Origin of the sequence: Baekduia sp., from assembly GCF_035685985.1 — a bacterium.
GTDB lineage: Bacteria > Actinomycetota > Thermoleophilia > Solirubrobacterales > Solirubrobacteraceae > Baekduia.
The window spans coordinates 241,364-264,858 of record NZ_DASRZV010000033.1 but is presented as its reverse complement, the minus strand read 5'-3'; the positions used below and the strand labels follow the sequence as shown (position 1 = coordinate 264,858).

The 23,495-nt window shown below is 74.1% G+C and carries 23 protein-coding genes; 10 read left to right on the top strand and 13 right to left on the bottom strand.

What is annotated here, in order from left to right:
• Positions 1-52: 52 nt before the first annotated feature.
• The 8 genes from VFG42_RS22720 to VFG42_RS22685 form a co-directional block, all read right to left on the bottom strand.
• Positions 53-1,885 (bottom strand): glycerol-3-phosphate dehydrogenase/oxidase, encoded by a 1,833-nt coding sequence (locus VFG42_RS22720; protein WP_324911105.1) that lies wholly within the window; start codon positions 1,883-1,885, stop codon positions 53-55.
• 11 nt (positions 1,886-1,896) lie between these two features.
• On the bottom strand, positions 1,897-3,351 hold the full coding sequence (gene glpK, locus VFG42_RS22715; protein WP_324911104.1) for a glycerol kinase GlpK: 1,455 nt from the start codon (positions 3,349-3,351) through the stop codon (positions 1,897-1,899).
• Positions 3,348-4,307, bottom strand: coding sequence for an MIP/aquaporin family protein (locus VFG42_RS22710; RefSeq protein WP_324911207.1), 960 nt, complete (start codon positions 4,305-4,307; stop codon positions 3,348-3,350). The genes glpK and VFG42_RS22710 overlap by 4 nt, the downstream gene beginning before the upstream one ends.
• Positions 4,308-4,353: 46 nt before the next feature.
• Complete coding sequence (locus tag VFG42_RS22705; protein ID WP_324911103.1) at positions 4,354-5,778, bottom strand: HD-GYP domain-containing protein; 1,425 nt, start codon at positions 5,776-5,778, stop codon at positions 4,354-4,356.
• A 52-nt stretch (positions 5,779-5,830) separates the two neighbouring features.
• Complete coding sequence (locus VFG42_RS22700) at positions 5,831-6,184, bottom strand: hypothetical protein (RefSeq protein WP_324911102.1); 354 nt, start codon at positions 6,182-6,184, stop codon at positions 5,831-5,833.
• Between the two features lie 81 nt (positions 6,185-6,265).
• Positions 6,266-6,475: a hypothetical protein gene (locus VFG42_RS22695; RefSeq protein ID WP_324911101.1), complete on the bottom strand. Its 210-nt coding sequence runs from the start codon at positions 6,473-6,475 to the stop codon at positions 6,266-6,268.
• On the bottom strand, positions 6,456-6,890 hold the full coding sequence (locus tag VFG42_RS22690; protein WP_324911100.1) for an organic hydroperoxide resistance protein: 435 nt from the start codon (positions 6,888-6,890) through the stop codon (positions 6,456-6,458). Before VFG42_RS22690 ends, VFG42_RS22695 begins: the two co-directional genes overlap by 20 nt.
• A gap of 45 nt (positions 6,891-6,935) precedes the next feature.
• Positions 6,936-8,210 carry an MFS transporter gene (locus tag VFG42_RS22685; protein WP_324911099.1) on the bottom strand — a complete coding sequence of 425 codons (1,275 nt, stop codon included), beginning with the start codon at positions 8,208-8,210 and terminating at the stop codon, positions 6,936-6,938.
• A 41-nt stretch (positions 8,211-8,251) separates the two neighbouring features.
• On the opposite strand from VFG42_RS22685, the gene VFG42_RS22680 reads away from it, so the two are divergent.
• The 4 genes from VFG42_RS22680 (at position 8,252) to VFG42_RS22665 (ending at position 11,144) form a co-directional block, all read left to right on the top strand.
• Positions 8,252-9,079, top strand: coding sequence for a prolipoprotein diacylglyceryl transferase (locus VFG42_RS22680; protein WP_324911098.1), 828 nt, complete (start codon positions 8,252-8,254; stop codon positions 9,077-9,079).
• Positions 9,080-9,268: 189 nt separating this feature from the next.
• Entirely contained in the window at positions 9,269-9,637 is a 369-nt protein-coding gene (locus VFG42_RS22675; RefSeq protein ID WP_324911097.1) for a hypothetical protein, read from the top strand.
• 22 nt (positions 9,638-9,659) lie between these two features.
• Positions 9,660-10,286 carry an NUDIX hydrolase gene (locus VFG42_RS22670; protein ID WP_324911096.1) on the top strand — a complete coding sequence of 209 codons (627 nt, stop codon included), beginning with the start codon at positions 9,660-9,662 and terminating at the stop codon, positions 10,284-10,286.
• Positions 10,287-10,553: 267 nt separating this feature from the next.
• The gene (locus tag VFG42_RS22665) at positions 10,554-11,144 is read left to right on the top strand and encodes a winged helix-turn-helix domain-containing protein (RefSeq protein WP_324911095.1); all 591 of its coding nucleotides are present in this window, start codon (positions 10,554-10,556) and stop codon (positions 11,142-11,144) included.
• A 166-nt stretch (positions 11,145-11,310) separates the two neighbouring features.
• Here VFG42_RS22665 and VFG42_RS22660 read toward each other — a convergent pair whose 3' ends face one another.
• Positions 11,311-13,101, bottom strand: coding sequence for a methyl-accepting chemotaxis protein (locus VFG42_RS22660; protein ID WP_324911094.1), 1,791 nt, complete (start codon positions 13,099-13,101; stop codon positions 11,311-11,313).
• A 112-nt stretch (positions 13,102-13,213) separates the two neighbouring features.
• The gene (locus VFG42_RS22655; RefSeq protein WP_324911093.1) at positions 13,214-13,474 is read right to left on the bottom strand and encodes a hypothetical protein; all 261 of its coding nucleotides are present in this window, start codon (positions 13,472-13,474) and stop codon (positions 13,214-13,216) included.
• A gap of 125 nt (positions 13,475-13,599) precedes the next feature.
• On the opposite strand from VFG42_RS22655, the gene VFG42_RS22650 reads away from it, so the two are divergent.
• The 3 genes from VFG42_RS22650 to VFG42_RS22640 all read left to right on the top strand — a co-directional run bounded on the left by VFG42_RS22650 (position 13,600) and on the right by VFG42_RS22640 (position 16,200).
• Positions 13,600-14,013 (top strand): FHA domain-containing protein, encoded by a 414-nt coding sequence (locus VFG42_RS22650; protein ID WP_324911092.1) that lies wholly within the window; start codon positions 13,600-13,602, stop codon positions 14,011-14,013.
• 47 nt (positions 14,014-14,060) lie between these two features.
• Positions 14,061-15,392 carry an FkbM family methyltransferase gene (locus VFG42_RS22645; RefSeq protein ID WP_324911091.1) on the top strand — a complete coding sequence of 444 codons (1,332 nt, stop codon included), beginning with the start codon at positions 14,061-14,063 and terminating at the stop codon, positions 15,390-15,392.
• Positions 15,393-15,600: 208 nt separating this feature from the next.
• Complete coding sequence (locus VFG42_RS22640; protein WP_324911090.1) at positions 15,601-16,200, top strand: PadR family transcriptional regulator; 600 nt, start codon at positions 15,601-15,603, stop codon at positions 16,198-16,200.
• An 80-nt stretch (positions 16,201-16,280) separates the two neighbouring features.
• Here VFG42_RS22640 and VFG42_RS22635 read toward each other — a convergent pair whose 3' ends face one another.
• Positions 16,281-17,876 carry an FAD-binding oxidoreductase gene (locus VFG42_RS22635; RefSeq protein WP_324911089.1) on the bottom strand — a complete coding sequence of 532 codons (1,596 nt, stop codon included), beginning with the start codon at positions 17,874-17,876 and terminating at the stop codon, positions 16,281-16,283.
• A gap of 28 nt (positions 17,877-17,904) precedes the next feature.
• Here VFG42_RS22635 and VFG42_RS22630 point away from each other — a divergent pair, with 28 nt between their 5' ends.
• Positions 17,905-19,434: a glycerol-3-phosphate dehydrogenase/oxidase gene (locus tag VFG42_RS22630; protein ID WP_324911088.1), complete on the top strand. Its 1,530-nt coding sequence runs from the start codon at positions 17,905-17,907 to the stop codon at positions 19,432-19,434.
• Positions 19,431-19,997 (top strand): TetR/AcrR family transcriptional regulator, encoded by a 567-nt coding sequence (locus tag VFG42_RS22625; RefSeq protein ID WP_324911087.1) that lies wholly within the window; start codon positions 19,431-19,433, stop codon positions 19,995-19,997. The genes VFG42_RS22630 and VFG42_RS22625 overlap by 4 nt, the downstream gene beginning before the upstream one ends.
• 6 nt (positions 19,998-20,003) lie before the next feature.
• Here the strand turns inward: VFG42_RS22625 and VFG42_RS22620 are convergent, their stop codons facing one another.
• A complete protein-coding gene (locus VFG42_RS22620; RefSeq protein ID WP_324911086.1) occupies positions 20,004-21,131 on the bottom strand; it encodes a hypothetical protein in 1,128 nt (375 codons plus the stop codon).
• A 31-nt stretch (positions 21,132-21,162) separates the two neighbouring features.
• The gene (locus tag VFG42_RS22615; RefSeq protein WP_324911085.1) at positions 21,163-21,837 is read right to left on the bottom strand and encodes a helix-turn-helix domain-containing protein; all 675 of its coding nucleotides are present in this window, start codon (positions 21,835-21,837) and stop codon (positions 21,163-21,165) included.
• Positions 21,838-21,952: 115 nt separating this feature from the next.
• On the opposite strand from VFG42_RS22615, the gene VFG42_RS22610 reads away from it, so the two are divergent.
• Positions 21,953-23,413, top strand: coding sequence for an MFS transporter (locus VFG42_RS22610; RefSeq protein WP_324911084.1), 1,461 nt, complete (start codon positions 21,953-21,955; stop codon positions 23,411-23,413).
• Positions 23,414-23,495: the final 82 nt, after the last annotated feature.

The following is a 23,495-nucleotide window of genomic DNA, read 5'->3' as shown; positions in this document are numbered from 1 at the left end:
GTGAACGAGATGGGGCCAGGGCGTGAACGACCCGAGAAGGTCGCCCGGCCTCCTAGGCCCCGCGCGGTGCCACCGGCTCGCCCGCGTGCGACGTCTCGGCGCCCGCCGGCGTCCCGGTCGCGCCCGACCGCGTGTTGCGGTCGGTCAGCCGCTCGACCGGCAGCACCGGCGCCACGTCCGGCGCGCCGAGGCGGGCGGCGTCCGCGCCGAGATCGTCGTCCTGCTCCTGGGACTGGCGCTCGGCCCGCACGCGCGCGGTGTAGTGCTCGACCTCGCGCGCGACGTGCGCCTCGTCCCAGCCCAGCGGGCCGGCCATCAGGCGCGCGGCGGGCTCGGCGGCGCTGAGGCCGCGATCCCAGGTCTCGATCGACGTCCGCGTCCGACGCGTCAGCACGTCCTCCAGGTGCGCGGCGCCCTCGTGCGTGGCCGCGTAGACGACCTCGACCTTGAGGTAGTCGTCGGAGCCCGGCAGCGCCTCGCCCAGCGACGGGTCCTCGGCGATCAGCGCCAGCAGGTCGTCGATCAGCGCGCCGTAGCGCCGCAGCAGGTGCTCGATGCGCGCGACGTGCACGCCGGAGGACTCGGCGATCCGGTGGCGGGCGTTCCAGCGCGCGAGGTAGCCGTCGGCGCCGAGCAGGCCGACGCGCTCGGTGATCGAGGGCGAGATCTCCTCCTCCAGCCCATGGACGGCGGCGTCGACCGCGTCGGCGGCCATCACGCGGTAGGTGGTGTACTTGCCGCCCGCGACCGCGACGAGCCCCGGCACCGGATGGGCGACGATGTGCTCGCGCGACAGCGCCGACGTCTGGTCGGACTCGCCGGCCAGCAGCGGCCGCAGCCCGGCGTAGACGCCCTCCACGTCGTCGTGGCCCAGCGGCGTCACGAGGTAGCGGTTGACGTGGTCCAGCAGGTAGTCGATGTCCTTCTTGGACGCCGCCGGGTGCGCCTTGTCCAGCGTCCAGTCGGTGTCGGTCGTGCCGACGATCCAGTGCCGGCCCCACGGGATCACGAACAGCACCGAGGTCTCGGTCCGGATCGTCAGCGCGGTGTCGCCGTGGATGCGGTCGCGCGGCACCAGCAGGTGCACGCCCTTGGACGCCCGCACGTGGAACTGCCCGCGCGCGCCGACCATGTCCTGGGTGTCGTCGGTCCACACGCCGGTGGCGTTGATCGTCTGGCGCGCGCGCAGCTCGATGATCGAGTCGTGGTCGCCGGACTCCAGGTCCACCACCTTGACGCCGGTGACGTGCTCGCCCTCGCGCAGGAAGCCGACGGCCTGCGCGCGCGTGGCGACCTGGGCGCCGTAGGCCGCCGCCGTGCGCGCCAGGAACATCGTGTGGCGCGCGTCGTCGACCTGCGCGTCGTAGTACTGGATCGCGCCGGTGAAGCTGTCCTTCTTCAGGGCGGGGAACTTCTTCAGCGTCTGCGTGCGCGTGTAGTGCTTCTGGGCCGGGACGCCGCGCGCCCGGCCCAGCGCCGTGCCCATCGTGTCGTACAGCACCAGGCCCGCGCCGATGTACGGGCGCTCCCAGCCGCGGTGGCTGAGCAGCGCCAGGAACGGCAGCGGGTGGACGAGGTGCGGCGCGATCCGGTCCAGCAGCAGCGCGCGCTCGTGCAGCGCCTCCTTGACCAGCGCGAAGTCGAGCTGCTCCAGGTAGCGCAGGCCGCCGTGGATGAGCTTCGACGAGCGCGACGAGGTGCCCGACGCGAGGTCGCGCGCCTCGACGAGCGCGACGCTGAGCCCGCGCGTGGCGGCGTCCAGCGCGGCGCCCGCGCCGACCACGCCGCCACCGACGATCGCGACGTCGAACTCCTGCTCGTGGAAGCGGCGCAGCGCCTCGGAGCGGGTCCGCGGGTTGATGGCTCCGCCGGCTGAGTCAGACATCGTCATCCAGGCTAGTCGGGAATCACCCAGCGTCCGGAACGCTGCAGCGCCCGGCGCCAGTCGCTCAGCAGCGACTGCCGTTGGTCGTCGCCCATCTTCGGCTCGTAGCGCTTGGACTCCGTCCACAGCGACCGGACGTCGTCCTCGGTCCAGAGGTCGGTCGCCACGCCCGCCAGGTAGGCCGCGCCGAGCACGGTCGTGTCGGCGATCTCGGGCACGACGACCGGCACGCCGAGCATGTCGGCCTGGAACTGCATCAGCCAGCCGTTGGCGGTCGCGCCGCCGTCGGCGCGCAGCTCCTTGAGGCGGACGCCGAGCGCGGTGTTCTGCGCGCGGACCGCGTCGACCGACTGGTAGGCGATCGCCTCCAGCGCGGCGCGCGCGATGTGCGCGCGGCCCGAGCCGCGGGTCAGCCCGACGATCGTGCCGCGGGCGTAGGGATCCCAGTGCGGGGAGCCCAGGCCGGTCAGCGCCGGGACGAAGTACACGCCCTCGTTGGAGTCCAGCGAGGCCGCCATCTGCTCGGTGTCGGCCGCCTGGTCGATGATCTTCAGGCCGTCGCGCAGCCACTGGACGCCCGCGCCGGTGACGAACATCGACGACTCCATCGCGTAGTCGACGCGGCCGCCGATGCCCCACGCGACGGTCGTGATCAGGCCCTGCTCCAGGACCGGCGGCCCGTCGCCGGCGTTGGCCAGGAGGAAGTTGCCGGTGCCGTAGGTGTTCTTGCTCAGCCCCGGCTCCAGGCAGGCCTGCCCGTAGAGCGCGCCCTGCTGGTCGCCGACCATCGCCGCGACCGGGACCTTGCCGCCGAACTCGGTCGTCTCGCCGAGCACCTGGGCGTTGGGGACCGGCTCGGGCAGCGAGCCGATCGGGACGCCGAGCGTGTCGCACAGCTCGCCGTCCCACGCCAGCTCGCGGATGTTGAACAACAACGTCCGGGAGGCGTTGGAGTAGTCGGTGGCGTGGCGGCCGGTGAACTTGAACAGCAGCCACGAGTCGATCGTCCCGAAGGCGGCGTCGGGGGAGACGCCGCCCTCCTTGATCATCCACTCGTACTTGGTCCCGCTGAAGTACGCGTCGAGCACCAGGCCCGTGCGCTCGCGGAACATCGACTCATAGCCCTCGGCCTTCAGGCGGTCGCAGCGGCCCGCGGTGCGCCGGTCCTGCCAGACGATCGCGCGGTGCAGCGGCTCGCCCGAGTCGCGATCCCACGCGACCGCGGTCTCGCGCTGGTTGGTGATCCCGATCGCCTTCAGCTTGGACCCGTCCAGCCCGGCCTCGTCGAGCGCCTCGTGGCAGACCTTCTTGGTGACCTCCCAGATCTCGGCCGCGTCGTGCTCAACCCATCCGGGGCGCGGGAAGAACTGCTCGAACTCGGAGTAGGCCGAGGTGACGACCTTGCCCTTCTCGTCGAAGATGAAGGCACGAGAGCCGGTCGTGCCCTGATCGATCCCCAGGATCATGTGGTGCTGCTCCTTCTCTCCGGATCCTCGGCGAAGCGCGTCTTCTCCTCGACGGTCTCCGCCCCCACCTCGACGTCCGTCGCGGGCGCCACGCCCCGCGCCAGCAGCACGTCGCGGATGAACACGTCATAGATGATCGCGCCTATCAGCGCGCCGACCAAGGGGGCGACGATCGGGATCCACATGTAGCTGGACAGGTGGACGTAGTCGCCGGGGACGGCGTTCTTGCCCCAGCCTGCGGCCCAGGCCAGCAGGCGCGGCCCGAGGTCACGGGCCGGGTTGATCGCGTAGCCCGAGTTCGCGCCGAACGAGATGCCGATCCCGACGACGAGCAGGCCGACGATGAACGGCGCGACGTTGGCCTTCGGCGGCTGGTTGCGCTCGTCGGTCAGCGCGAAGATCACGCCGATCAGCAGCGCGGTGCCGATGACCTCGTCGAGGACCGGCCCCCACCAGTTGTGGAAGTACGGCGCGGGGAACGTCCCGAAGATGCTGTAGGTCGTGATGCCCTGCGCGCCGCTGCGGCTGGCGATGTGGTTCGCCGCGTTGTAGGAGTCGATCGCGACGTGGTAGTTGAAGTACACGATCGCCGCGCCGACGAAGGCCCCCAGGAGCTGTGCCGCGCTGTAGGGCAGCACCTTCGACCATGGGAAGCCCCGTCGCACGGCGTTGGCCAGGGTGACGGCCGGGTTGAGATGCGCGCCGGTGACTCCACCGGCGACGTAGACGCCGAGGGCGACCGCCAACCCCCAGCCCCAAGCGATGAGCAGCCAGTCGCCGCTGGCCTGGAAGATCTCCGTGCCGCGACCGGACTGGTTGAGCGCGGCCACTGCCATTGCCACAGAGCCCGTGCCGAACAGGATGAGGACGCAGGTGCCGAGAAATTCGGCGGCCAGCTCTCCGGGGAGGGTTGCCCGCCATCGGGCCGTTGGGCCCGTAGGTGGATGACTGGACACCGTGGTTGGGTGCCACGGACGGTCCGCCGGCAAACGCCGGCCGCGCTCATGCGGCGCGCAGACGTCGTTCGGGACGCTCGTCGGCGTCGGGCTCGACGCCCGTGATCGCGCGCAGGGCGGCGACGCAGCGCGCGTCGAAGCCGGTGCCGGACTCCGCGACGAGCAGGCTCATCGCGCGGCCGGGCGTCCAGGCGCCGCGGTAGACGCGCGGCGAGACGAGCGCGTCCCAGACGTCGGCGACGGCGAGGATCCGCGACTCGAGGTCGATCTGGTCGCCCCGCAGGCCGTCGGGGTAGCCGCTGCCGTCGAGGCGCTCGTGGTGGCCGCGGACCGGGCGGCGGATCCGCTCGGGGTGGCCGAGCTCGCGCGCGAGCTCGTCGCCGTGGACCGGATGGCGCTTGATGACGTCCATCTCGGCGTCGGTCAGGCGGCCGGGCTTGGTGAGGATCGCGTCGGGCGTGGAGAGCTTGCCGATGTCGTGCAGCAGCCCGGCCAGCGCGAGGTCGCGCAGGCGGCCGGGCGCCAGCCCGAGGTGCTCGCCGATCTGCACCGCGTACTCCGCGACGCGGCGCGTGTGCTCCTCGGTCGAGACGTCCTTGGCCTCCAGCCGCGCCATCAGCACGCGGACGCGGGCGCCCAGGAACGCCTCCTCGGCGGCGACCAGCTCGGCCGCGGCGAGATCGCCGACGAGCGGGTGCGACGGGCGCCCGCGGTGGACGTCGAGCGCGACCGGGACGCCGACGAGCGTGATGCCCAGGAACTCGAGCGCGTGGCCGGTCCACCAGATCCACGTGCCCTGCTGGAGCATCAGGACGGGAACCAGCGCGAAGCCGAGCCAGACCGTGCCGACGACGACGACCAGGTCGGCCGTGCGGCGCGTCAGGGCGTAGGTGCGGACGGTGCGCGTGGCGACGATCGCGAACAGCAGCTCGCCGATCGCCAGCAGCGCGATCGCCTCGGGCGAGTCGTAGCCCGGGACGGCCGGGATCCGGTCGGGCATCGCGAACGCGATGCCGCCGACCGCCGCGATGCCGACGAGGATCGTCACGAGCGCGACCGTGACCCGGCGCAGGTGCTCGGGGCCGCGCAGGGACGGCAGCGCGGCGACCGTGAGGATCGCGCCGCCGACCGGCAGCGCGAGGCCGCCCGCGACCTGGACGATCCCGTTGGGGCCGATGACCACGCCGGGCGTCGCGAGGCCGTGGACGAGCAGGATCAGCGTCATCGCGGCGAACGCGCCGCCGGCGATGACCGCGCGCGTCTCGCGCCGCCGGAAGCCGGCGACCATCAGCGTGACCGAGCACAGGCCGGCGACCAGCGAGCCGACGGCCATGATCCCGAGGTGCTCGCGGGCGGTGATGGGCGCCTTGTCCTCGCTGACGAAGAAGTGCATGACCGCCGCCGGGACGGCGGCGCTCGCGGCGATGAGCGTGAGGTTCGACCCCAGGCGGCTGCGCAGCAGTCGGTCCACCACCGGGTGTGTCGACCGTGGTCGGACGGCCTTGAGGTCCGACGGCGCGTGGTCAGCGCGTGGCGGTGAAGCGCAGCGTTCCGGAGGCGCAGCGCTGACCGGTCGCGATCGACCCGACGACGCGCACGGTGCCGGTGATGCGGTGGGTCCGACGGCGCAGCACGCCGCGGACCGTCACGCGCTGGGCCTCCTCCCCCGCGCGGAACGTGAAGCGGCCGTCGGCGCCGACGCGCGCCCGGCCGGCCTCGCGGACGACCAGCGGGCCGATGTCGCCGAACGTCCGGCACCGGTAGCGCGCCAGGCCCGCGCGCACGGCGACGACCGACCGGCCGGCGACGTCCAGGACGATCCGCCGGTGCTCGGTCGTGTGCCCGGTGTAGGGGACGGCGTCGGCCAGCACGGCCATGCAGGGTGGCAGACGCTCTCGACCGGCGGTCGGACGGCCGGGCGCCCGGCCGCCGGGCGCCGCCGCGGCGCGAGGCGACGGTCAGCCCGCCAGCGCCTGCTCCTCGACCATCCGGCGCTGGACGTCGCTGAGCGGCGGCAGCGGCTCGCCGCGCTGGAGCCTGGCGGCGGCCGCCGCGAGCGTCAGCCCCGTGCCCGTGAGCACGGAGCCGACCAGCGGCGGGACGTCGGCGCCGCAGACGCCCGAGACGCAGTCGGGGTCCCGCGGGTCGCTACTCGACGGGCTGCCCATTGGCGGTCAGCGTCACGGGGATGTTGCCCCGGGTCGCGTTGGAGTAGGGGCAGACCTGGTGGGCGGCCTTGACCAGCTCGACCGCGGCGGCGTCGTCCACCGACGGCAGCGAGACGTCGAGCTGCACCGAGAGGTCGAAGCCCTTGCTCTCGTTGGGGTGCAGCGACACCTTGCTGTCGATCGACACGTCGCCGGTCTCCGCCTTCGTGCGCCGCGCGACCGCGCCCAGCGCGCCCTCGAAGCACGCCGCGTAGCCGACCGCGAACAGCTGCTCGGGGTTCGTGCCGCCGCCCTGGCCGCCCATCTCGGTCGGCAGGCGCAGGTCGACCTCCAGCGCGCCGTCGGTCGTCTTGCCGTGGCCCTCGGCGCGACCGCCGGTGATCGTCGCCTCGGCCGTGTAGAGCGTCTTCGCCATGACCCGACCATAGCTCGCGGCGCCGCGCCTCCCCGCGCGCGTGGCTCAGGCCGCGGGCGCGGGCGAGACCACGATGTCGCGCTCGGCGTCGAAGCGCGCCAGCGCCGGGAAGGCCACCACGATCAGCGCCACGCCGGCGATGCACGCCAGGCCGCCGGAGATCACCGACGCGCGCACGCTCGTGAGCGCCGCGACCGAGCCGGACTCGACATCGCCCAGCCGCGGCCCGCTGGTCACGACCATCGTGAACACCGACGACATCCGGCCGCGCAGGTGGTCGGGCGTCACCGACTGGTTGATCGCCGAGCGGCAGACCGCGCTGACGCTGTCCGCCGCGCCCGCCAGCGCGAGCATCGCCGCCGCGATCCACAGCGACGACGCGATGCCCGCCAGCGCGATCGCGACGCCCCAGGCGACGACCGCCCAGATGACGATCAGCCCCAGGCGCCGCGCGTGGCTGAGCCAGCCGGTCGTCAGCGCCGCGACCGTCGCGCCGGCGGCGACCGAGGCATACAACAATCCGGTGCCGCTGGCCCCCGTGTGGTAGACGCTGACCGACAGGACCGCGAAGAGCGCGCGCGGCATCCCGAACGTCATCGCCACCAGGTCGATCGCGAAGGACCCCATCAACGCGTGGTTGCCGCGGACGAAGCGCAGGCCGTCGCGGATCGACGCCCACACCTTCTCGGGCGCGGCGGCCGCCGCCTCGGCGCTGATCCGCGGCGGCTGGGGCGACATCATCCAGACCGCGCCGAGGATCGCCGCGCAGCTGGCCGCGTCGATCGTGTACGCCGCGCCGAGGCCCAGCACGCCGATCAGCACGCCGCCCAGGCCCGGGCCGACGACCATCGTCAGCGTGTTGAGCCCGTAGTTGAGGGCCAGCGCGCTGCGCAGCCGCTCCGGCGCGACGAGGTTGGGGACGATCGAGCCCGCGGTCACGTTCTGCACCGCGCCGAAGCCCGCCATCGCGGCGCCCAGGACGTAGAGCAGGACGAGCGGCGGCGAGCCGACGTAGGCCAGCGCCGCCAGCGCGGTCGCGCCGAGGATCAGCGCGGCCTGGATGCCCAGCAGCATCCGGCGCCGGTCGTGGCGGTCGGCGAACGCGCCGCCCAGCAGCGCCATCGTCATCAGCGGCACCAGCTCGACCGCGCCCAGCAGGCCGGTCAGGAACGCCGACCTGGTCTCGACGTAGAGCTGGTAGGGCAGCGCGACGAGCGTCGCCTGCGTGCCCAATCCCGTGACGAGCTCGCCGGCCAACAGCAGGCGCAGGTCACGGGACTCGCGCAGCGAGGAGGTGTCGACGGCGATGCGGGACGGCACGGGCGGCCCGCCACGATACGCAGAGTCGTAGCCTTCAAGCCGTGAAGCCCGAGATCCACGTCCTCGGCCTGTCGATCAAGACCTTCGGCCTGTTCTTCGCCCTCAACTTCGCGGCCTGGGGGCTGCTGGCCGCACGGCGGCTGAAGGAGCTCGGCAAGCCCGTCGACTGGGCCTACGAGCTGGTGACGGTCGCGCTGATCGGCGGCCTGGTCGGCGCGCGCGGCTACTACCTGCTGCAGAACCACGACTCGCTGAGCGTCGGCGACCTCTTCGGCGGCTCCGGGCTGATCTGGTACGGCGGCCTGGCCGGCGGCGTGATCGCCGTCCTCTACTGGGCCCACCGCAAGGACTTCCTGTCGCTCGCGCTGGTCGACATCGCGGGCCCGTGCCTGGCGCTCGGGTACGCGATCGGGCGGATCGGCTGCCAGGTCTCCGGCGACGGCGACTACGGCAAGCCGTGGGACGGGCCGTGGGCGATGGGCTACCCGCACGGCACGGTGCCGACGGCGCCGGGCGTGACCGTCCACCCCACGCCGATCTACGAGACGCTGATCATGGGCCTGCTGGCCTTCGCGCTGTGGCAGCTGCGCGACCGCGTCCGGCCCGGGCTGCTGTTCGCCGGCTACCTGGTCGGCGGCGGGCTGGAGCGCTTCCTGATCGAGTTCCTGCGCCGCAACGAGCACGTCGCGCTCGGGCTGACCGCCGCGCAGCTGGAGTCGATCGGGCTGATGGTCGTCGGGCTGATCTGGGTCGCCTACGTCAAGCGCCGCCACGGCTCGCTGATGCTGCCGCGCGACGAGGCCGACGCCGCGGTCGCCCAGCGGCGCGCGCGGTGGGCGGCCGGCAGCGCCCAGGCGCAGCCGGCGTAGGCGTAGCGCGAGCACGCGCGCGGCGCGGGCATCGGGCGCGAGCCCGGACCCGCGAGCCGCCGGAATGTGACCGCGCCGGGGGAGTCTGGGGAGGTTTTCGCGTCGAGGGTGCGCAGAGTCGTTGAGCGCTTCGCAATTCCTGATGGCTCGATTATCGTTCGGCGCGATCGCCGTGCCTTGGACGTCCGCTTGCCCTTCACGCCCTGCCTCGACGTGACCCTGCGCGTGCCCGCCGTGCCCGCGGCGCCGCAGGCGGCCTTGCGACTAGAGGCCGACTTCGTCGAGCTGTCGCGCGATCCGCATCGCTGGGCGTTCCGCTCGCTGCACGCCGAGGTCGAGGACGGCGACCTCGTCGTGCACGCGACGCTGCTGGAGCCCCTCGAGGATCTGTATGGCGTCGACCCCGACGGCGACCAGCCCGAGCAGGCGGCGACCGATGTCGTGTTGGCCCTCCTGAACGCCAACTGCCCCGCGTGGCGGGCGCTCGACGTGCGTGACCAGCGCGTCAGCGCCCACACGCGAAGGGTCCGCCGCCGGTTCTTCACCGCGCCGGCCTGAGCGCCCCAATAGGCTCGGGCGCATGGACGACGAGCTGCTCGACGTCTTCGACGAGCGCGGGTGGCACGTCGGCGTCAAGCCGCGGGCCGACGTGCACCGCGACGGGGACTGGCACCAGGCCTTCCACCTCTGGGTGGTCAACGCGGACGGCGTGCTGCTGCAGCGGCGCGCGCGCGACAAGGCGTCCTGGCCCGGATACCTCGACGCGTCGGCGGCCGGGCACCTGATCGCGGGCGAGGCGGTCCGCGACGGGCTGCGCGAGGCCGAGGAGGAGCTGGGCGCGGCCTACGCGTTCGACGATCTGGAGTCGCTGGGCATGCACCGGGTGGACGACGCGGAGCGCTCCGGCGTCGTCAACCGTGAGCTGCAACACGTCTTCGCGGTGCGCGACGCCCGCCCGCTGGAGACCTGGCGCGACTTCGACCGCGTCGAGTTGGACGGCCTGGTGTTGGTGGGGCATGACGGGTTCCTGGAGCTGGCGCGCGCGCTGGAGGCGGGCACCGATCGCGGCGAGGACCTCGCCGTGCCCGCCCGCGCGTGGGACGGCGTCGCGGTCGTCGACGCGCGGGTCACACCGGGCGAGCTGGTCCCCGCGCCGTACCTGTCGACGATCGCCCCCGCGCTGCGACGCCTCGGTCGTCGTCGCTGACCGCGCACCGGGCCGAAACGGCCCGGCGACACGGACTTAGCGGTGAGTACCAGGAATCTGTGTGCGATTTCTCGCGATTCCCCCCGGTTAAGGGATTGACGCGGGTGGTACGCCTTTGCACAATTCAGGCACGCGAACCTGCGCAGAAACTGCGATCACCGTCGCCGCGCTCGGATAAGGTTCGCTCGTACCGCCAATTACCTGAACGAATCTGGACGGACAGTGAAGCCCATCACAGCGATTGATGACCCCCGCTACGTCAAGGCGATGAGCCATCCGGTGCGGGTCCGGATCATGGCCATGCTGCAGGAGCGGAAGGCGTCGCCGAACGAGCTCTCTCAGTGGCTCGGCACGACCCTCGGCGCGACCGCGTACCACGTGCGCACGCTCCACAAGCTCGGCCTCATCGAGCTCGTCGACGAGACCCGCGTGCGCGGGGCCGTGGAGCACCACTACAAGGCCAAGGCTCGCCCGAAGGTCACGCAGGAGAACTGGTCCAAGGCGTCGCCCGTTGCAAAGCAGGCCGCGGTCGGCTCGCAGCTGAAGATGCTCGAGGACTACACCAACGCCTCCGCGGCGGCCGGCGGCTTCGACCGCAACGACGCGGTGCTCGAGCGCAAGACCGCGCGCCTGGACGAGAAGGGCTGGAACGCCCTGACCGCCGAGGCCGCCAAGTTCCTCGAGCGCATCGACAAGATCGAGGCCGACGCCGCCAAGCGCATCGCCAAGGCCGGCGACGACGGCGCGCTCGACGCCGGCGTCGTCCTGCTCGGCTTCGAGTCGGTGCCGCTCTCGACGCAGATCCCGGAGTCCACGAAGAAGCGCACGCCGATGAAGAGGACGCGCCGCGCGTCATAACGCCGAGCGGCAACGCGCCACCCTTGGGGCGGCCTCGCGCCGCCCCTTCGGAAGTTCTTCAGCGCGCCCCCGGAGACGCCAACGGCCACAGAGCCGGCGTCACCGGGGGCGTCGCTACATCGGTGAGGATCTACTCACCAATGTCCTGCCCCGGACGGGGCGGTGCCTAGGCCAGCGTGAAGCGGCCCACGAGCTCCTCGAGCTCGGTGGCGGAACGGGCCAGCTGCTCGGCCGAGGTGGCGATCTCGGTGGCCGACGCGGAGGTCTCCTCGGTCGACGCGGAGACCTGCTCCGCGGAGGCCGACGACTGCTCGGCGACCGCGGCGACCTCGTTCATGTCGCCCTGGACGCGCGTGGCGGCGGCGTCGATGGCCGTGATCGCCTCGTCGATCTGCTGGACGCGCTCGGTCATCTCCTCGATCGAGCCGCCGATCGCGACGAACGACTCGCGCGCCTGCTCGACCGTCTGGGCGCCGTCGTCGGTCCGGGCCTGGCCCGCCTCGACGACCTCGACCGCGCGGCCGGTCTCGGACTGGATCTCGCCGATCAGGCCCGCGATCGACGCGGCGGCCGACTGCGACTCCTCGGCGAGCTTGCGGACCTCCTCGGCGACGACCGCGAACCCGCGGCCCTGCTCGCCGGCGCGGGCGGCCTCGATCGCGGCGTTGAGCGCGAGCAGGTTGGTCTGCTCGGCGATCTGCGTGATCGTGTCGATGATCCCGCCGATCTCGCCGGACTTCTCGCCCAGCGCGCGGATCGCGCCGGTGGCCTCCGAGGACGCCTCGCGCACGGCGGACATCGCGTCGGTCGCCTGGCGCACGGCGTCGGCGCCGGCGGTCGCCAGCTCGCGCGCCCGGTCGGCGGCCTGAGCGGTCTCGTCGGCGCGGCGCGTGCCCTCGGCGGTCGCCGCGGTCATCTCCTCGGTGATCGCCTTGGTCGAGCCGACCGCGCGCACCTGGCGCTCGGTGCCCGACGCGACCTCGCCGACCGCGTGGGCGATCTCGGAGACGGCGCGGCCGGTCTCCTCGGAGGTGGCGGCCATCTGCTGGGACGCCGACGAGACCGTCGACGCGGTCCCCGCGACCTGGCCGATCAGCCCGGCCAGCGCCTCGCGGGAGGCGTTGTAGGAGGTGATCGACGCGCCGGTGGTCTCGCGGACCGCGTCCACCGCGCGGGCCAGCTGGCCCAGCTCGTCGGAGGAGGTGTCGGCCAGCGGCTCGGTCGTGGGCGCGATGGTGGCCGTGAGGTCGCCGGCGGCGAAGCGGTCCAGCGCCTCGCGCAGGTCGGTGGTGTCGCCGTCGCGCAGCTGGCCGAGGCGCTTGACGACCGCGCCGATGCGGGCGGCCATGCGGCCGGAGATGACCCAGGCCATCGCGAAGGCGAGCAGGAGCGCGAGCGCCAGGCCGATGACGATGTTGCGCTTGGCGGCGTTGGCGTTCTGCTCGGACTTGGCCGCGAACGCGGCGGCGGCCTTGACCTGGGCGGTCTGCCACGCGGTCATCGCGGCCTTGACCTCGTCCCAGACCGGGTTGTCGATCGCGGCGGCCGCGGCGTCGAGGTGCCCGGCGTTCTGCAGCTTGACGAACGGCGCCGCGGTGCGCTTGTACTCGTCGACGACGCGCAGGAGCTTCTGGGCCTGCGCGTAGGTCGGGTCGCCCTTGCCGATCTTCCGGTAGAGCGCGGCGATCGTGTCGTCGTCGCCCCGCAGGTCGTCGAGGACGTCCGCGCGGTCCTTGGGCCCCACCAGCAGGTAGTGCATCTGGTCCTTGCGGATCTTGTTGGTGACCGTGGTGACCTCGCCCATGCGCTCGGTCGACGGGACGGTCTTCTGGCCGAGGATCTTGACGTCGTCGCTCACCTTGCTCAGGCGGGTGAGGGCGAGGCCGCCGATGGCGGCGGTCAGGAGGAACATCGCGGCGAAGGCAGCAAGCAGCTTGCCGCGGACGGAGAAGCTCATGACCGCTGGGGTCGGCCGGCCTTCGCCCCCGTTGATCCCTCGGTCGGGGGACGGACCTTCAAGTGGGGCTTGAGCGTTCCGGATCTTACGCCGACCTGGCGCCGAGACGCTCTCAGTCGCGCGGCACGAGACGCACCTTGGGCGGCATCTCGAACGGCTTGGGCGGCGGCGCGTCGGCCGGGCGAAGGCGCGTGCGGCCGGCACGACGCTCCAGCGAATGGCCCGCCAGCTCCACTTCGTAGAGGGCCTGCGCGGGCATCTGCAGGCCCTCCCGGCGCATGTCGGCGACGGTGAGCCCGTCGTCTCCCGCCTCCTCCAGGAGCCTCAGCGCGAGACGGCCGTCGGGGGTGGTCAGCGGGCGAGCGGTGGTCATGCGGACAGGCAGGCTAACGCCCGTCCCGGCGCACCCGCTCTCGAGGCGCCGCGGGCGCCGGACGCTCGGCGAGCTCTCGTCCGCCGTTGAGGTGGCTTTCAGGTTCGCGCGCTGAAGTGCCTGCCATGACCCCGATGACGACCCTGCCCGAGGCCGCCGTCGACGGCCGCACCGCGGTAATCGACGCACTTCCCCGGGTCTCCTACCGCGACCGACGCCACGGCGTCGCGGCCGAGCGTCCCGCCCCCGGCCGGTACCTCGAGGTCGACGACGGCGCCGAGCGCCTGCTGCTCCCGCTGCGGCACGGCACGACGCACGTCGGTCGCTCGTTCACCGCCGACGTCGTGCTGGACGACATGTCGGTCTCGCGCCGCCACGCGATCGTCCACCAGCGCGCCTCCGGCGTCCGGATCCTCGACGACCGCAGCGCCAACGGCACGTTCGTCAACGGCCGGCGCGTCAACGAGGCCGACCTGCGCGACGGCGACGTCGTCGTGCTGGGCCGCGTCGTGGTGACCTACCGGGACGTGGCGGTCTAGCGACCGCCGCGCTCAAGGCGCGCGCGGACGGGACCGACCACCGGGGCATGTCCCCGGTCCAGACGACGGCGCACGCGCGCGCGATCGAGCGGTTCGAGGCGGGCGCGCCCGCGGAGGCCGCGGCGCTGCTGCGCGACGCGATCGACGCGGGGCCGCTGAACGACCTGGCGGTGATGCTGCGCGCGGCGGGCGACCACGACGGCGCCCGCACGGTGCTGGAGGCGGCGCGGGTCGTCGCTCCCGAGGATCCCGACGCCGCCGCGAACCTGGCCGCGCTGGCCGCCGAGCACGTCGACGCGGCGCCGGACGCGCGGCGCGCCGCGCTCCTGCGGGTCGTCGGCGAGGCGGCGCGCACGCACCTGGCCGACAACGTCGACCACCTCTTCGACCCGTGGGGAGCCGCGCTGCCGGATCCGGCCGGCGAGGGCGAGCGGATCGCCCGCCAGCTCGCGGTGCTGGACCGCTGCGACGTGCTGTGGGACCGGATCGGCGACGAGGCCTCGCGCGCGCTGCTGCTGCGCTTCCTGGCCTACCGTGCGCTGGGCCCGGCGCACGTGCGCCTGCAGCTCGATCCCGTCGAGTACCGGCGGGCGGTGATCGGGATGACCGCGAAGATCGTCCGCGGCGTCGGCCTGGCGGGCATGCCGGGGATGCCGTTCGAGTGGGCCCACCACCTGTATGACTTCACGCCGACCGGCACGCCGCTGGTGCTGTCGGGGCCGCCGCTGCCGCTGGCCTCGACGATCGTCTTCTCCCAGTACGCCTACCGCGACGAGGCGGCGGCGCCGATGGCCCGGCCGCGCGCGGGCGACGTCGCGCTGGACGTCGGCGGCTGCTGGGGCGAGACCGCGCTGTGGATGGCGACGCTCGTCGGGCCGTCCGGGCGCGTGCACTGCTTCGAGCCGGGCCGCTCCAACCTCGGGCTGCTGGCCGACAACCTGGAGCGCAACCCGGGGCTGATCTCCCGCGTCAGCGTCCACACCGATCCGCTCGGCTCACGGGCCGGCGAGGAGGTCTGGTTCGACGACGCGATCGCGGCGTCGACCAAGGCCCACGCGTCGGCCGAGGGCGCGCGCGGCACGGCGACCCCGGCGACGACCGACACCATCGACGCGATGGTCGCCCGCGGCGCGCTGGACCGCGTCGACTTCATCAAGATGGACGTCGAGGGCGCCGAGCTGGAGATCCTCAAGGGCGCGGCCCACACGCTGCGCACCCAGCAGCCGCGCCTCGCGCTGGCGACCTACCACCGCCCCGACGACGTCGCCGTCTTCCCCGCCTTCCTCGCCTCGCTGGGCCTCGAGTACCGCTGGTACCTGCAGTGCTCGACGATGACCGACGTGGACACGATCGTCTTCGGCGTCCCCGCGGCGGCGTAGCGCCGCGCTCCCCCGCCCCATCGACGCATGACACCCCGCCGTGGGCGCGAGTCCGCGCGCGCCCAGTTCTTGACAGCCGAACAGTTACGATATATCGTGATACTCGTTCGATAGGTCATAGACAGACGAAAGGAGTCACCACATGACCGGTGCCTCATACGCAGCGCCGCATGGGCGCTGCCACCACAAGGGCCGGGGGATGGGCCGCATGGCGTTCCCCGAGCTGATGGCGATGATGGGTCCGGGTCGCGGGCCCGAGGGCCGTGGCGGCCCGTGGGGCCGGGACTTCGGCTTCGGGCCGTTCGGCCCCGGCGGGCCGGGTGGTCCGCGCGGTCGCGGTCGGCGCGCCCGTCGCGGCGACATCCGCGCCGCGATCCTGCTCCTCCTGGCCGAGGAGCCGCGCAACGGCTACGGCCTGATGCAGGAGATCGAGGAGCGCAGCGGCGGCGTCTGGCGTCCGAGCCCCGGCTCGGTCTACCCCGCGCTGTCGCAGCTGGAGGACGAGGGCCTCGTCCGTGCCACCGAGCACGAGGGCCGCAAGTCGTTCGCGCTGACCGACGAGGGCACCGCCCACGTCGAGGAGCACCGCGAGCGCTTCGGCACCCCGTGGGAGACGGTCGGCGAGGGCGCCCACGACGAGCTCCACGACCTGCGCCGCTCGGCGCAGGCGCTGGCGATCGCCGCGATGCAGGTCGCGCAGACCGGCACCAAGGACCAGCTCGGGGAGGCCAAGGCCATCCTCGAGGAGTCCCGCCGCCGGCTCTACCGCCTCCTCGCGGGCGACGCGCCCGCCGAGGGCGACGAGTAACCCGCTCGCCCCGCCTCACCCCTCTCCCCTCCGCGGCATCGCGACGGCCCGCCTCCCCGGCGGGCCGTCGCGCGTCGGGACTACACCACCAACTTGCCGGGGTTCAGGACCCCGGCCGGGTCCAGCCGCCGCTTGACCGCGCGCAGGACCTCGACGCCCAGCTCGCCGTCCTCGGCCACCAGCCAGGGCGCGTGGTCGGCGCCGACGGCGTGGTGATGGGTGAGCGTCGCGCCGGCCGCGGCCAGCGCGTCCATGACGGCGGCCTTCGCCCGCGTCCACTGGCCGACGGGGTCGTCGGCGTCGCGGCGGGCCAGGACCGTGAAGTACAGCGACGCGCCCGCCGCGTAGAGGTGCGAGACGTGGCAGGCGACCAGCGGCGAGTCGCCGTCGAGCGCCTCGCGCAGGACGTCGCCGACCCGCGCGTGCAACGCCATCAACTCGCGCCACGAGGTCGCGGTCTCCAGCGTCTCGAGCACGAGCCCGGCGCCGAGCAGCTCGTCGCGCAGGCGCGGGGCGCGGAAGCGCCCGTGGCGCCAGGACTCCGCGGCGGTCTCGCCGAGCGGGACGGCGCCCGCCGCGTCGAGGATCGCCGACGCCGCGGCCGCGCGGTGGTCGACGTCGCTCGCGAAGCCCTCCCAGCCCAGCAGCACCAGGCAGCCGCCGGCGTGATCCTCGCCGCCGCCGCCCGTCGCCACGCCCATCGCGGTCTCGACCTCGTCGCTCAGCCGCGCCAGGTCCGGCCGCGGGCCGCGCTGCGCCAGCGTCCTCAGCACCTCGACGCCGGTCGCCAGGTCGGCCACGCGCCAGCCCTCGTGGCGGCGCGCCTCGGGCACCGGGCGCACGCGCACGGTCACCGACGTCACGACGCCGAACGCGCCCTCGGAGCCGAGGACCAGCTGCTTGAGGTCGGGCCCGGCGGCGCTGCCCGGCGCGCGGCCGAGGTCGAGGTCGCCGGCCGGCGTCGCGACCCGCACCCGCTCGACGAGCGCGTCGAAGCGCCCCCAGCCGGTCGACAGCTGCCCGGCCGAGCGGGTCGCCGCGTAGCCGCCGATCGTCGCCCGCTCGAAGGACTGCGGCACGTGCCCGAGCGTGAACCCGTGCGCGCCCAGCAGCTCCTCGGCGCGCGGGCCGGTCAGGCCGGCTTCGAGCGTCGCGGTCCAGGAGACCTCGTCGACCTCGACGAGCCGATCCAGCCGCCGCAGGTCGAGCGCGATCACCGCCGAGTACCCGCCGCGCTGGGGCGCCACGCCGCCGACCACGCTCGTCCCGCCGCCGAACGGCACGACCGCGACGCCGTGCTCCGAGCAGGCGGCCAGGACCGCGGCGACCTCGTCGTGCGTGCCCGGCAGCACGACCGCGTCGGGCGCCCGCGGCGGCTCGGCGGAGCGCCGCACGAGGTCCAGGTAGGACATGCCGTTGGCGTGCGCGGCCCGCGCGGCCTCGTCGCGGACGACGTGCGCCGCGCCCACCGCGGCGGTCAGCGCGCCCGCGGCGGCGTCGCCCAGCGCCGACGGCCCGACGTCGAGCGTCACGGCGGCCGGGGACGGCGCGGGCGGGGACGTCGCCTCGACGCCGAACGCCTGCGTCAGCAGCGCGCGCAGCTCGTCGCCGACCAGCGGTCGGTCGTCGGATGGGGCCCACGCGGACGCGGGATCGAAGGTCTGCTCGCTCGTCACGACGACCGATGTTACATTGACGGACGAAATGTCACACGGCCTGCTCAACGAGTCGCAGCGCACGGCGGACCTCATTGCGCTGCGCGAGCCGCGCGCACCGCTCGACGTCCTGGTCATCGGCGGCGGCGTCACGGGCGCCGGCGTCGCGCTGGACGCGGCCTCGCGCGGCCTCAGCGTCGCGCTCGTCGAGCGTCGCGACCTCGCCCACGGCACCAGCCGCTGGTCGTCCAAGCTCGTCCACGGCGGCCTGCGCTACCTGGCCCAGGGCGCGTTCGGCATCGCGCTGGAGAGCGCGCGCGAGCGCCACGTCCTGCTCACGCGCACCGCGCCGCACCTCGTGCGCCCGATCCGCCAGGCGATCCCGCTCACGCCGCAGGTCGACGCGCGGGCCGAGCGCGTCACGCGCATCGGCCTGTCGCTGGGCGACGGCCTGCGCCGGATCGCCGGGACGTCCGCGGGCGAGCTGCCGCGCGCCCGTCGCGCCGACGCCGCCGAGATCCTGCGCTTCGCGCCCGGCGTCTCCCCGCGGGGCCTGCGCGGCGGCCTGATCTCCCACGACGCCCAGCTCGAGGACGACGCCCGCCTGGTCGTCGGCCTCGCGCGCACCGCCCACCTGCACGGCGCGAAGGTCGTCACCCGCTGCTCGGCGCTGCAGGCCACCGGCTCCGGCGCGCGCCTGCGCGACGAGCTGACCGGCGCGACCTTCGACGTCGACGCCCGGCACGTGATCAACGCCACCGGCGTCTGGGCCGGCGAGCTGGCCGACGGCCTGCGCCTGCGCCCCAGCCGCGGCACGCACCTCGTCGTCGCGCTGGAGCGCCTCGGCGGCCTGGCCGGCCAGGTCAGCGTCCCGGTGCCGGGCGAGCGCAACCGCTGGGTCTTCGCGATCGCGCAGCGCTCCGGCGTGGCCCACGTGGGCCTCACGGACGAGGCCGCACCCGGCCCGATCCCGGACGTCCCCGAGCCGCCGGCCGCCGACGTCGAGTTCCTCATCGACACGCTCAACGCGACGCTCGCCACGCCGCTGACCCACGACGACGTCCTCGGCGCCTACGCGGGCCTGCGCCCGCTGGTCGAGGGCGACGAGTCCACGACCGCCGACCTCTCGCGCCGGCACGCCGTCGTCGCGGCGCCCGACGGGCTGATCAGCGTCGTCGGCGGCAAGCTGACGACCTACCGCAGGATGGCCCAGGACGCCGTCGACCGCGTGACCGACCGTCCGTGCCGCACGCGCGACCTCCCGCTGGTCGGCGCCGCGCCGCGCGACGCGCTGGCCGCCGTGGCGGCGCCGGCGCGCCTGGTCGACCGCCACGGCACCGAGGCGCCTTCCGTCCTCGCCCTCGCCGGCGGCGACCCCGCGCTGCTGGAGCCGGTCCTGCCCGGCGGCGACGTCCTCAAGGTCGAGGTCCTGCACGCCGCCCGCGCCGAGGGCGCGCTGGACGCCGACGACATCCTCGATCGCCGCACCCGGATCGGCCTCGTCGCTGCCGATCGTCAGCGGGCGCGTCCAGTCGTCCAGGCGCTGCTCGACGAAGGTCGTCAAGCTTCCGCGGCGTGAGCGACGCCACGACCGACGCCATCCTCGACGCCACCCGCGCCTCGATCCTCGACTTCGGCATCCGGCGCACGACGCTGACCGACGTCGCGCGCCGCGCCGGCGTGAGCCGGATGACGGTCTACCGCCGCTACCCGGACGTCGACGCGGTGCTGCGCGACCTGATGACCCGCGAGTTCCGCGCCGGGATGGAGGAGGTCGCCGCCCACCTGCCCGGCGCCGACGGCCGCGCCCGGGTCAAGAACCACATCTTGGCCTCGGTCGCCGCGTTTCGCGCCAGCCCGCTGATGGCGAAGGTCATCGAGGCCGAGCCCGAGCTGCTGCTGCCCTACATCCTGGGCCGCATGGGCGAGACGCAGCGCGCGGCGATCGGGCTGCTCGGCGTGGAGATCGCCGACGGCCAGATCGACGGCTCGATCCGCGCGGGCGACGTCCGCGTGCTCGCCCAGTCACTGCTGCTGATCGCGCAGTCGTTCGTCCTGTCGTCGGGGATCGCCGAGGACGTCCCCGAGGCGGCGCTGCGCGAGGAGCTGGGCCGGATCGTGGACCGCGTGCTGGCGCCCTGAGGCGCCCTAGCCCAGCGCCTTCACGAAGGTGATGAACAACACGAGCAGGACCAGCAGCGCGAGGATCGCGGCGATCCGCGCCGCCCAGTCGGCCCGTGAGGACTCCTGCGCGTGCTCGCGCGCCACGCGCTGGACGGGCACCGGCGCCGCGACGCCCGCGGGCCGGGCCAGCGCCCGGTCGCGCTCCGCCTCGGCGTCGGCCAGCCGCCGCCGGACCTCCTCCAGGCGCGCGTCGGCCTGCTCGCGCTCGCGCCGCGCGGCGTGCTCGGCCGCACCGTCCCGCTCGGCCCGCGCGGCGTCGCGCTCGGCCAGCGCCTCGGCGACCGCGCGCTCGCCGTCGCGGCGCGCCCGCTCGACCGCCGACTCGTTCTCGCGCCGCGCCTCGTCGCGCTCCTCCAGCGCCTGGCGGCGCCGGTCCGCCGCGCCCTGGGCGGCCTGCTCGCGCTCGCGCAGCTCCTGACGCAGCGCGTCGCGCTCGCGGAGCGCCCGATCGCGCGCCTCGGCCGCCGCGTCGCGCTCGGCCCGCGCGGCGTCCCGCTCGGCCAGCGCCTCGTCGCGCTGGCGCAGCTCGCCGCGGACCGCGTCGCGCGAGGGCCGGGCGGCGATCTCGCGGCGCGCCTCCTCCAGCTCGGCGGCGAGGCCGTCGCGCTCGGCGTGCGCCTCGTCCCGCGCGACCCGCGCCTCGTCGCGCTCCTGACGCGCGGCGGCCAGGCGCTCGTCGTGGTCGGTGATCCGGCGCGCGCGGCCCTCGCGGCGCGGCGCGGGCGCGCGCTTGGCCCGGGGCGCGGGCGCGGGCGCGGGCGCGGGCGCGGACGCGGCCGTCGGTGCCGCCGTCGGCGCCTCCTCGCCGCCCAGCGGCACGACGATCGACGGCGTCACCGCCAGCTCCAGGGACGCGACGTCGGGCGCGTCGCCGTGCCACGGGAACGCCGCCTTCCACGGGCGGCCGTCCTCCGCGGGCCACGGCTTGTGGTCCAGCGTGGCCAGCAGCGTGCGGTCGCGGTCGGACGCGTCGCGGATGACGAGCGCCGGGCGCACGAAGCGCACGCCGCGGACCCCCGACCAGGTGCCCTCGACCTCCAGCCGGTCGTCGCCGACCGCCTCGACGCGGGTCAGCGCGAACTCCGGGCTCATGGCGCCCGGTATGCCCGCTTCGCGCGGGACGCTACCCCCGGGCCATGTGGAAGCCGCGCGCCATCACGCCGTCCAGCTGGTCCTCGGACAGCGGCCCGGGCTCCAGCGGCGTGTGCCGGGCGCGCAGGCCGTCGAGCAGCAGCGTGAGGTAGCGGCGCCAGATGTCGGGCGAGACGTCGTGCGCGTACTCCATGACCGCCGTGACCATCAGCTGCAGCGTCGGCAGGTCGGTGACGTCGACGTCGTCGCGCAGCTGGCCCGACGCGCGGGCGCGCTCGAAGAGCCTGTCGACGGACGGCTTGATCCGCTCGCGCGCGCGGGCGACGCGCTCCTGGCCGTGCGCGGTGCTGAACACCAGCTCCTTGAGCGCGCGGTCGTGGCAGTGCAGCTCCAGCGCGCGCTCCATGAACGTCGCCAGCGCCTCCCAGCCGTCCTCGATCGACGCGGCCTCCTCGGCGATCCGACGGACCTCGTCGATGCGCTCCTCGAAGAGCGCGTCGACCAGGGCCTCCTTGTCGGGGAAGCGCCGGTAGACGGTGCCGACGCCGACGCCCGCGTGCTCGGCGACCGCGTCGAGCGTCGCGCTCAGGCCGCGCTCGCCGAAGACCTCGGCGGCCGCCTCGAGGATGCGCCGCCGGTTGCGCTCGGCGTCCGCGCGCAAGGGCTTCTGCGGCTCGGGGGTGGTGGTCGTCGTGCTCGACGTCACACAGCGAGCGTACCAAAAGCGGAGATCAGGTCTCCAGTTCTGTGCTAGCCTGTCGATGAGAACGGAGGAAGCATCTCCGCTTCTGAACTGCCACTCCTCTCCCCACTCCCCTTCCATGACCCACGCAGACCCTCATCACGATCGCCGCTGGCTGATCCTCGCGATCCTCGGCATGGCCCAGCTCATGGTCGTCCTCGACGCCACGATCGTGAACATCGCGCTGCCCAGCGCCCAGCACGACCTCGGCTTCGGCGACTCCGACCGCCAGTGGATCGTCACCGCCTACGCCCTCGCCTTCGGATCCCTGCTGCTGCTCGGCGGCCGCATCGGCGACCTCTTCGGCCGCAAGTGGGTGTTCATCACCGGTCTCATCGGCTTCGCGGTCGCGTCCGCCGTCGGCGGCGCCGCCCAGTCGTTCGGCATGCTCGTGGCCGCCCGCGCCGCCCAGGGCGTGTTCGGCGCGCTGCTCGCGCCCGCCGCGCTGTCGCTGCTGGCCACGACGTTCACCGACCCGTCCGAGCGCAACAAGGCCTTCGGCGTCTTCGGCGCGATCGCCGGCTCCGGCGCCGCGGTCGGCCTGCTGCTCGGCGGCGTGCTCACCGAGGCCCTCGACTGGCGCTGGTGCCTGTACGTGAACCTCGTCTTCGCGGCCGTCGCGGCGTTCGGCGCGTTCACCTACATGGTCAACCAGGCGCACCCCGACAAGCCCAAGCTCGACATCCCCGGCACGCTGACCGCGTCGGCCGGCCTGTTCGCCCTGGTGTACGGCTTCTCGCACGCCGAGCAGTCCAGCTGGGGCGACGCGACCACGATCGGCTTCCTGGCCGCCGGCCTCGTCCTGCTGATCGCGTTCGTCGCGATCGAGCGCGTCGTCGCCCACCCGCTGATGCCGCTGCGCGTGGTCCTGGACCGCGACCGCGGTGGCTCGTACCTCGCGATGGGCCTGTCGGCGATCGCGATGTTCGGCGTGTTCCTGTTCCTGACGTTCTACCTCCAGCAGACGCTCGGCTTCACGCCGATCCAGTCCGGCCTGGCGTTCCTGCCGATGTCGGCGGTGATCATGGTGACCGCGACCGTCGGCCAGACCCAGCTGCTGCCGCGCGTCGGCCCGCGTCCGCTGATCGGCGTCGGCCTGACGCTCGGCGCGGTCGGCATGCTCTACCTGACCGGCATCGGCCTGCACAGCTCCTACTGGACGCACGTGCTGCCGGGCCTGATCATCATGGGCGCGGGCATGGGCAACGTGTTCGCCCCGGCGATCTCCGGCGCGACGCTCGGCGTCGACCCGGGCGACGCCGGTGTGGCCTCCGCGATGGTCAACGTCATGCAGCAGGTCGGCGGCTCGATCGGGACGGCGCTGCTGTCCACGCTGGCCGCCAGCGCGACGACCAGCGCGATCGCCGACGCGGGCCGCCCGACGGCCGACGTCGTCGCCCAGGCCGCGGTCCACGGCTACACGACCGCGTTCTACTGGTCGGCCGCGATCTTCGCGGTGGCCGCCGTGGTCTGCACCGCGCTGCTGCGCTCCGGCGCGCGCCAGGTCGACCCGGCCGCCGAGCCGGTGCTGGCCCACTAGGGCCGCCCAAGACGGATCGGGAGAGGATCCGAGGAAGGCGTGGTGGTCGCCGCTGTCCCGACGGCGGCGGCCACCCACGCCG

Excerpts from the sequence above, each read along its gene's own strand:
- VFG42_RS22720 (WP_324911105.1), bottom strand. The coding sequence starts at position 1,885 with ATGTCTGACTCAGCCGGCGGAGCCATCAACCCGCGGACCCGCTCCGAG.
- glpK (WP_324911104.1), bottom strand. The coding sequence starts at position 3,351 with ATGATCCTGGGGATCGATCAGGGCACGACCGGCTCTCGTGCCTTCATC.
- VFG42_RS22700 (WP_324911102.1), bottom strand. The coding sequence starts at position 6,184 with ATGGCCGTGCTGGCCGACGCCGTCCCCTACACCGGGCACACGACCGAG.
- VFG42_RS22695 (WP_324911101.1), bottom strand. The coding sequence starts at position 6,475 with ATGGGCAGCCCGTCGAGTAGCGACCCGCGGGACCCCGACTGCGTCTCG.
- VFG42_RS22690 (WP_324911100.1), bottom strand. The coding sequence starts at position 6,890 with ATGGCGAAGACGCTCTACACGGCCGAGGCGACGATCACCGGCGGTCGC.
- VFG42_RS22670 (WP_324911096.1), top strand. The coding sequence starts at position 9,660 with ATGGACGACGAGCTGCTCGACGTCTTCGACGAGCGCGGGTGGCACGTC.
- VFG42_RS22665 (WP_324911095.1), top strand. The coding sequence starts at position 10,554 with ATGAGCCATCCGGTGCGGGTCCGGATCATGGCCATGCTGCAGGAGCGG.
- VFG42_RS22660 (WP_324911094.1), bottom strand. The coding sequence starts at position 13,101 with ATGAGCTTCTCCGTCCGCGGCAAGCTGCTTGCTGCCTTCGCCGCGATG.
- VFG42_RS22655 (WP_324911093.1), bottom strand. The coding sequence starts at position 13,474 with ATGACCACCGCTCGCCCGCTGACCACCCCCGACGGCCGTCTCGCGCTG.
- VFG42_RS22650 (WP_324911092.1), top strand. The coding sequence starts at position 13,600 with ATGACCCCGATGACGACCCTGCCCGAGGCCGCCGTCGACGGCCGCACC.
- VFG42_RS22645 (WP_324911091.1), top strand. The coding sequence starts at position 14,061 with ATGTCCCCGGTCCAGACGACGGCGCACGCGCGCGCGATCGAGCGGTTC.
- VFG42_RS22640 (WP_324911090.1), top strand. The coding sequence starts at position 15,601 with ATGGCGTTCCCCGAGCTGATGGCGATGATGGGTCCGGGTCGCGGGCCC.
- VFG42_RS22630 (WP_324911088.1), top strand. The coding sequence starts at position 17,905 with ATGTCACACGGCCTGCTCAACGAGTCGCAGCGCACGGCGGACCTCATT.
- VFG42_RS22620 (WP_324911086.1), bottom strand. The coding sequence starts at position 21,131 with ATGAGCCCGGAGTTCGCGCTGACCCGCGTCGAGGCGGTCGGCGACGAC.
- VFG42_RS22610 (WP_324911084.1), top strand. The coding sequence starts at position 21,953 with ATGACCCACGCAGACCCTCATCACGATCGCCGCTGGCTGATCCTCGCG.